This is a genomic window from Arthrobacter sp. GCM10027362 (assembly GCF_042679445.1).
Taxonomy (GTDB): domain Bacteria; phylum Actinomycetota; class Actinomycetes; order Actinomycetales; family Micrococcaceae; genus Crystallibacter.
The window spans coordinates 1-3020 of sequence record NZ_JBHTML010000300.1; the positions used below are offsets into that span (position 1 = coordinate 1).

At 69.5% G+C, this 3020-nt stretch carries 3 protein-coding genes and 1 pseudogene; all 4 read right to left on the reverse strand.

The features are described from left to right. Positions 1–622 (reverse strand): peptidoglycan-binding protein (locus ACFQ36_RS21860; protein ID WP_377017523.1); only part of this gene is annotated, 622 nt, incomplete at its 3' end. Between the two features lie 5 nt (positions 623–627). Then, complete coding sequence (gene trxA / locus ACFQ36_RS21865) at positions 628–954, reverse strand: thioredoxin (RefSeq protein ID WP_377017525.1); 327 nt, start codon at positions 952–954, stop codon at positions 628–630. Between the two features lie 27 nt (positions 955–981). Then, positions 982–1965, reverse strand: coding sequence for a thioredoxin-disulfide reductase (gene trxB, locus ACFQ36_RS21870; RefSeq protein WP_377017527.1), 984 nt, complete (start codon positions 1963–1965; stop codon positions 982–984). 143 nt (positions 1966–2108) lie between these two features. Continuing rightward, positions 2109–3020, reverse strand: a pseudogene (locus ACFQ36_RS21875) (hypothetical protein); the annotation flags it as partial.

The window sequence follows — 3020 nt, forward strand, 5'->3', positions numbered from 1 at the left end:
GGTCCGGTTGGGCGGCCGCCCGGCCGGCGCCGGTGCCGGCGGCCAGGCAGATGACCCGCCCGGCCAGGGCGGCGGCGGTCTGGTTCAGCCGCTCGTAGTCGCGCAGCGAGAAGGCCTGGCTGGAACTGATGGTGCGGTTGACCCGGGCCATGGCATCGATCAGCGTGCCGTCGCAGACTCCGGTCCGCTCCAGGCCCAGGTTCAGCTGGAGCTCGCGCACGGCCAGGTGGGTGCGCTCGCCGAATTCGCCGTCGATATGCCCGTAGTAGAAGCCGAGGTAGGACAGCTGGCGCTGCAGTTCGGCGACGTCGTCACCGCGCAGCGGCTCGGCTCCCTCGGCCGCCTGGGACAGGACCCGGTCGCCGAGCGTGTACTGGGCCTCGGCCAGGGCGCGCTCGGTCTCGGGCCCGACGGTGCCGTCCACCATCAGTCCGCGGGACTGCTGGAAGGTGCGCACGGCGGCGTCCACGTGGTCGTCGAAGCGCTCGGGATCGTTGACCTGGTCCGGCGCCAGGTATGCCATGGAGACGCCGGCGCGCAGCAGCCTTTCCCTCAAGGCCACTACGCGCCGGCTGGAATCCGAACGGCGCAGGCTGCCCCCTGCCGTGTCGTTCGTGCGCATGGTGCCTAGCCGAGGAATTCGGCGAATTCCCGCTCGATGACCTGCTTCGGCTTGGCGCCGATGGAGGTGGCGGCCACCTCGCCCTTGTTGAAGACGTACACGGCCGGAATGGACGTGATGCCGTACTTCGCGGCGGTGGCCGGATTGTCGTCGACGTTCAGCTTGACCACCTCGACCTTGCCGGCGTGCTCGGCCGCAATGTCGTCCAGGATCGGGGACAGCATGCGGCACGGGCCGCACCACTCGGCCCAGAAGTCCACGATGACGGGCTTGTCGGCCTTGAGGACGTCCGCTTCGAAGCTGGAGTCGGTTACTTCTCTGGCAGTGCTCATGATGTGTTCTCCTTCGGACGGAATTGGTTAGGCGACGGCGGCTGCGGCCGCCGGCACGGCTGCGTCGCCCAGGGCGGACAGGTAGTGTTCGACGTCGAGCGCCGCGACACAACCCGAGCCCGAGGCGGTGATGGCCTGGCGGTAGGTGGGGTCGATGACGTCGCCGGCGGCGAAGACGCCCGGCAGCGAGGTTCGCGAGGAGCGGCCCTCCACCGCGATGGTGCCTTCCGGGGTCAGCTCCAGCTGGCCCTTGACCAGGTCCACGCGCGGGTCGTTGCCGATGGCCACGAAGACGCCGGTGACGGCGAGCTCGGACTCGGATCCGTCCACGGTGCTGCGCAGCGTCAGCCCGGTGACCTTGTCCGTGCCGTGGATGCCGACGACCTCGGAGTTCCAGGCGAAGCGGATCTTATCGTTGGCCAGCGCCCGGTCCTGCATGATCCTGGAGGCGCGCAGGCTGTCGCGGCGGTGCACCACGGTGACGGAGCGGGCGAACTTGGTCAGGAAGAGCGCCTCTTCCATCGCCGAGTCCCCGCCGCCGACGACGGCGATGTCCTGGTCGCGGAAGAAGAAGCCGTCGCAGGTGGCGCACCAGCTCACGCCGTGGCCGGAGAGGCGCTTCTCGTCCTCGAGGCCCAGCTCCCGGTAGGCGGAGCCGGTGGAGATGATGACCGCGCGGGCCAGGAACGTCTCGCCGGTGCCGATGGTGACCTTCTTGACCTCCCCGTCCAGTTCCAGGGAGGTGACGTCCTCGAACAGGACCTCGGTGCCGAAGCGCTCGGCCTGCTGCTGGAACTGTGACATCAGTTCGGGACCCAGGATGCCCTCCGGGAAGCCCGGGTAGTTCTCCACGTCCGTGGTGTTCATCAGCTCGCCGCCGGCCTGCACGGAGCTGGCGATCAGCAGCGGCTTCAGGTTGGCGCGCGCCGTGTAGACGGCTGCCGTGTAGCCGGCAGGACCGGATCCGACAATGATCACGTCGCGCACGGACGCGGATATTTCTGTGGTCACAGCCTGTGAACCTCTTCCTGTTTTGCGATGTACTTGCCTGCCGCAGGACGGCCACCCGTCACAACGAGCGGCCCCACCAGCTTATTCCGTATATACCCGGACAGGGACGCAGGTTCCCTTCCATGACGGGGAGCCGCCGGCTGCTAGGAGACCTCGATTTCGGCCATCCGGACACCGAACGGCGGGGCGCTGCCCGGGTTGGACAGCCGCGGCAGCTCGGTGAAGTTGATAATGACGTACTTGGCCTTCGGGGCCGCGCCGTCCTCCTCCGGGACCGGGATGGTGGTGTTCTGGGCGGTGAAGCTGCCCCGGGCCACCTTCTTGGCGCCGTCCAGGCTGGGTTCGTCATTGAGCAGGACGGAGAACTGGCCGCCGCGGCCGCTGAGCTGGGTCAGCCGGATGGACTCGACGTTCGAGGATTCCTCCAGCTCGACCACCAGGGCCAGGTTCGAGGCGTACCCGCCGAAGGCGTCCGTGGCGTACTGGTAGCTGGCCCAGTAGGTTGCCGGGTTGCCGTCGATCGCCTGGGGCAGGGCGCCGTCATTCTCCTGGTCCAGCTCGGGCATGTCCGGCACCTGGCGGGACAGGCCGGCGATCTCCGGCTTCACCGCCGCCTCGGCCGTCCCGTCCTGCGCCTCCGCGGGCGCGCCGGCCACCGTCTCGGTGGCGGCCAGCACGCTGCCTTCGCCCGCCACCGGCCCGCCGCGGAATACGTTGAGCTGGCTGACGGCGACGACGATCGCCACGATGACCAGCACCGCGAGCACACCGCCGACGAGGAGCCGGGGCGACCTGGGGTTGTTCTCCTCGTCCCGGTCGTAGGCGTCGTATTCGTAGCCGGAGTCCTCCTGCGCCGAACGGGCGCCGGCGGGGAACACCGAGGCCTTGCGCACGTAGTCCCCGGAATCGTGGGACGCGGCCCTGGCCACCACTTGGATCCCGCCGGTTTCCGGCTGGCTTTCGGTCCACAGGGAAACCTTCGGCTTGCCCGGCGGCGGGGGCGGGACCGACACCGCCGGCTGGGCGGAGCGCGGCGCCGCCGGGGGGACCGGGGC

Excerpts from the sequence above, each read along its gene's own strand:
- trxA (WP_377017525.1), bottom strand. The coding sequence starts at position 954 with ATGAGCACTGCCAGAGAAGTAACCGACTCCAGCTTCGAAGCGGACGTC.